4 protein-coding genes are annotated in these 4,627 nt (G+C 76.4%); 2 read left to right on the forward strand and 2 right to left on the reverse strand.

Features of this window, described 5'->3' with window-relative positions; genetic code table 11:
- Together K6U79_11140 and K6U79_11145 are read right to left on the reverse strand one after the other, a co-directional pair.
- Window positions 1-1,180: UDP-N-acetylmuramyl peptide synthase (locus K6U79_11140; GenBank protein ID MCL6522907.1), on the reverse strand; the 1,180-nt coding region annotated here is incomplete at its 3' end.
- Complete coding sequence (locus K6U79_11145) at window positions 1,177-1,737, reverse strand: GNAT family N-acetyltransferase (GenBank protein MCL6522908.1); 561 nt, start codon at window positions 1,735-1,737, stop codon at window positions 1,177-1,179. The genes K6U79_11140 and K6U79_11145, both read right to left, overlap by 4 nt.
- A gap of 66 nt (window positions 1,738-1,803) precedes the next feature.
- On the opposite strand from K6U79_11145, the gene K6U79_11150 reads away from it, so the two are divergent.
- Window positions 1,804-3,393: an AMP-binding protein gene (locus K6U79_11150; GenBank protein ID MCL6522909.1), complete on the forward strand. Its 1,590-nt coding sequence runs from the start codon at window positions 1,804-1,806 to the stop codon at window positions 3,391-3,393.
- Between the two features lie 108 nt (window positions 3,394-3,501).
- The gene (locus tag K6U79_11155; protein MCL6522910.1) at window positions 3,502-4,491 is read left to right on the forward strand and encodes a VanW family protein; all 990 of its coding nucleotides are present in this window, start codon (window positions 3,502-3,504) and stop codon (window positions 4,489-4,491) included.
- The last annotated feature ends 136 nt before the right edge of the window (window positions 4,492-4,627 follow it).

A 4,627-nucleotide genomic window follows, 5' to 3' on the forward strand; every position in this document is an offset into this window, starting at 1 on the left:
GGACGGCGTGGACCACCACCAGCTGCGCCGGCGCCATCGCCTCCACCGCCGCCAGCACCGTCTCGCAGGAGGCCTCGTTCATGGCCACGTCGTTGATCACCGTGAAGGGGCCGACGGTCAGGCTCTCCAGCCTTCTGGGCGGCGGCTCGAAGGCGGCCAGAGCGCCCGCCAGCCGTCCCGGCTCCAGGCCCAGCCAGAGCGCGGCGGCGGAGGCGGCCAGCGCGTTGGCCACGTTGTGCCGGCCCACCAGCCGGAGCCGCGCGGGAATCCGCTCCCCGGGCGCCAGGCCGGCGCGGCGGGCCAGCTCGGCGTCCCCCACGCGCAGGAGGAAGCAGCTCCCCCCCGCGTCGCTCTCCACCCCTTCCGCGCCCACGCCGCGCCCCGGCGCGAAGCCGAAGTCGACCACGTGCGCCCGCGTCGAGCGCGCGAACTCCCGCACCACCGGGTCCTCCCCGTTGAGGACGGCCACCGCGCCGGCCTCCAGGCCGGCGATGAAGGCGCGCTTGGCGGCGGCGTAGGCGGCGAGGCTGCCGTGGAAGTCCAGGTGGTCGGGCGAGAGGTTGGTCGCCACCCCGGCCGCGAAGCGGAGGCCGGCGATGCGCCCCTGCGCCACGCCGTGGGAGGAGACCTCGAGCACGGCCTCCTGGAAGCCGGCGTCCGCCGCCTGGGCAAGCCAGCGCTGCAGCTCGTGGGCCGGGGGCGTGGTCCAGAGCGGCCGGAAGGGGCCGCCCGGCGACCAGGCGGCGGTCGTCGTCCAGGCCGCCACCCGCCGCCCTGTCGCGCGCAGCAGGTGGGCCAGGAGGAGGGCGGTGGTCGTCTTGCCGTTGGTCCCCGTCACTCCCGCCAGCCGAAGCCGCTCCCCCGGCCGTCCGTAAAGGCGGGCGGCCAGCTCGGCGAGGAGGTCGCCGGCGGCGGGATGGCGGAAGACGGGAAAGCCCGGCGGCGCCGCCGCACCGGGAGGGAGAACGGCCGCCGCCGCCCCGCGGGCCACCGCCTCCCCCAGGTAGGCGGCACCGTGGGTGCGGCTGCCCGGCAGCGCCACGAAGAGATCGCCGGGCCGGACGCGGCGCGAGTCGACGGCGATCCCGCGCACGGCCACTGGCCCGGCCTCGCCCTCCAGGCGGCCGCCCAGGCCGGCCACCAGTTCGGCCAGCGGCCGTCCACCCGGACCCGCGCTCACGGCAGGCATCGCCAGACCACGACGGCCTCTTCGCCGTTCCCGAAGAAACGCGGGCAGCGGCCGACCTCGACCCAGCCCAGCTCGCGCAACACGGCCAGCTGACGCAGGTTGGAGCGCCGCACCTCGCCCAGGAACCAGCGCGCCCCGCGGCTTCGGGCGACGGGCTCCGCCTCGCGCAGGATCCGGTGCCCCAGCCCCCGCCCCTGGTACTCCGGCCGCGTCGCGTTGGCGATGACGTGGGCGGTCGGCCCCTGCACCTGGAAGCTGAAGTAGGCGGCCAGCCGCTCCCCGTCGCGGATGGCGAGGTAGACCGTCCCCGGGGTGAGCCAGAGGCGGGCGAGCGAGGGCAGGTCCAGCGGCTCGGGGAAGACCCGCGCCTCGATCTCCGCCACCTCCGCCAGCTCCTCGAACCTCAGGAAGCCCAGCGGCCAAGAGGCCGCCTCTCGCGCCGCTTCCACTCCGCGCACCCCCCGTCGTCTGCGGAGGCAGCCTATGTGGCCGGCGCGGCGGCCGCTTCCTGTCCCCCGGCGCGCGAACCGTCGTCCACGCCGCCGCATATCGCTGCCAGCGAGTCACTGCGGAAACGGGAGGGGGCGAGCTCCCTGGAGGTACCGCTGACGCCGCTGGCCCTCTGCCAGCGGGGGTTCGAGCTCTATCCCGGGCGCGTGGCCGTCCTCGACGACGGTCTCCGCCTCACCTACGACCAGCTCCGGCAGCGCGTGGAGCGCCTGGCGGGCGCGCTCCTCGCGCTGGGCGTGCGCCGGGGGGAGCGCGTGGCGCTCCTCGGGCCCAACGTGGCCGACACTTTCGTCTGCTACTCGGCCGTCCCCCTCTCCGGCGCCGTCCTGGTGCCGCTCAACACGCGCCTGGCGGCCCCGGAGCTGGCCTACATCCTGGACCATGCCGAGGTCCGCCTGCTCCTCGCCCACGCCGCCCTGGCGCCGGCGCTGGGCCCGCTCCTCCGCGAGCGGCCCGCCACCGCCGTCTACACCCTGGGCGGCCGCGTCGACGGCCTGCCCTCGCTGGAGGAGGCGGCCGCCGCCGCCGAGCCGCTCCCCTTCGACGCGGAGCGGGTGGGCGAACGCGATCTCCTCTCCATCAACTACACCAGCGGCACCACCGGACGGCCCAAGGGCGTGCGCCAGACGCACCGGAACAACTTCCTGAACGCGGTGGACATGATGCTCGCCCTGCAGCTGGGGCCCGGCGACGTCTGCCTGCACGTGGCGCCCATGTTCCACGCCAACGGCTGGGGCCTGATCTGGGCGACGCAGGGCGTGGGCGCGGCCAACGTAATGCTGGCCCGGGTGGAGCCGGGCGAGATCTTCCGGCGCGTGGAGCGCTACGGGGTGACGCTCTTCGGCGCCGCCGCCACCGTCCTCACGCTCTGCCTCGAACACGCCCGCGCCCGCGGGCTCTCGCCCGCGCCGGGCCGCGGACGCGTGCGCTGGCTGGTGGGCGGCATGGCGCCGCCGGTCGAGGTGATCCGGCGGGTGGAGGAGGAGCTGGGCTGGCAGGTGGTCCACCTCTACGGCCTGACCGAGGTGACGGCCTTCGCCACCCGGCACGAGGAAGCCCCCGGGGAGCGGGAGCTGCCCGCGGACGAGCGCGCCCGGCGCAAGGGGCGCCAGGGCGTCCCCCTCCCCCTGGCCGGCCGGGTGCGCGTGGTGCGGCCGGACATGAGCGACGTGGCGCGCGACGGCCGCGAGCTGGGCGAGGTGGTGGTGCGCGGCAATGTGGTCATGGAGGGCTACCACCGCGACCCCAAAGGGACGGCGCGGGCTCTGGCCGGCGGCTGGTTCCACACCGGCGACCTGGCCGTCTGGCACCCCGACGGCGAGATCGAGATCCGCGACCGGGCCAAGGACCTGATCGTCTCCGGCGGCGAGAAGATCGCCTCCCTGGAGGTCGAGGCGGTCCTCTACCGCCACCCGGCCGTCGCCCAGGCGGCGGTGGTGGCCGCTCCGCATCCGGTCTGGGGGGAGACGCCGGTCGCCTTCGTCGTGCCGCGCGAGGGCGCCCGGGTGACGGCCGAGGAGTTGCTCGCCTGGTGCCGGGAGCGCCTGGCCCACTTCAAGGCGCCCACGCGCGTCGAGCTGGTCCCCGAGCTGCCTCGGACGGCCAGCGGCAAGATCCAGAAGAACCTGCTCCGCCTGCGCCTCCGGGAGGAGCCCGCCTCCGGCCCGGCATCGACCGCCCGGCCGTCCGCATAGGGATCGGGGTGCGCCGGGCGGCGGGCTCCTCCCCGCCGCGGACGGGGCGCAGCGGAGGCGAGACTCTTGCCGCGGAGACCGGGCCGAGGGGGGAGCCGGGGGATCCGGGTGCGCGTCCTGCTCCTGGGCGCGCGCCCGCCGCGCCTCCTCGCGGGCCTGCTCGTGGCCCTCCTAGTCGGGGCCGCCGCAGGCGGGCTCCTCCTGCGGGGCACCACGGGCGGCCGGATCGCCGCCCGCCCGCCCGCCGCACCCGCCCCCGCGCCCGCCGGTCGGTCGCCGGCCCAGGAGAGCAACTGCGACCCGCCCGGCTCGCCGGACGGTCGCCTCTATGCCTACGTGGGCGAGAAGGAGCTGCCCTGGTCGGCCTCCCCGCCCGCGGAGCTGGCGGCGCTGCGGCGACGGCTCCCGGCCCCGCATCTGGTGGCCGCCTTCCGCACCACGCTCCCCGACCCCTACTTCGACGAGGTCTTCAACGTCGCCCTGGGCGCCCGCCTGCTGGCCGGAAGGATCGTCCCGCCCGGCGCCACCTTCTCCCTCCTCGCCGCCATCGGCCCCTTCACCCGCGAGCGCGGCTACCGCGACGGCCCCACCTACGCCGGCTCGCGCATCATCCCCACCGTGGGCGGCGGCGTCTGCAAGATCGCCTCCAACCTCTACAACGTGGTCCGCGCCGCCGACCTGCCCGTGGTGGAACGCCACCCCCACAGCATGCTCGTCCCCTACGTGCCGCCCGGCCAGGACGCCACCATCGCCTCCAGCTCCGGCCTGGACTTCCGCTTCCGCAACGACCGGGAGACGCCCCTCCTGCTCTGGGCGGCCATGCGCGGCCGGACGCTCTACGTCGCCCTCTACGGTGACTACACCCCGCCGCGGGTGCGCTGGGAGCACCGCGAGCTCTGGCGCCAGAGGCCGTGGACCGTGCGCGTGCCCAACCGCTCGCTCCCGCCCGGGACGGAGCGGGTGCTGGTGCCCGGCTACGACGGCGTCGCCGTCCGCACCTGGCTCGTCGTCCAGTACCCGGGCCGCCCGGCCGAGCGCCGCGACCTGGGGGTGGACGTCTACCGCCCGCTCCCGCGCCTGGTCGAGGTGGGCCCGTGAAGAGCCTCGCCCTCGCCCTCCTGGGTGCCTTCCTCTGGGGCGTCGCCCCCGTCTTCGGGCGCCTCGGTCTCCGCCACGCCGACCCGCTGGAGGGGCTGGTGGCCCGGACGGTGGTCACCGTCCTCCTGGTGGGCGC

This window comes from Bacillota bacterium (assembly GCA_023511835.1).
Classification (GTDB): Bacteria; Bacillota; Sulfobacillia; order JAIMAT01; family JAIMAT01; genus JAIMAT01.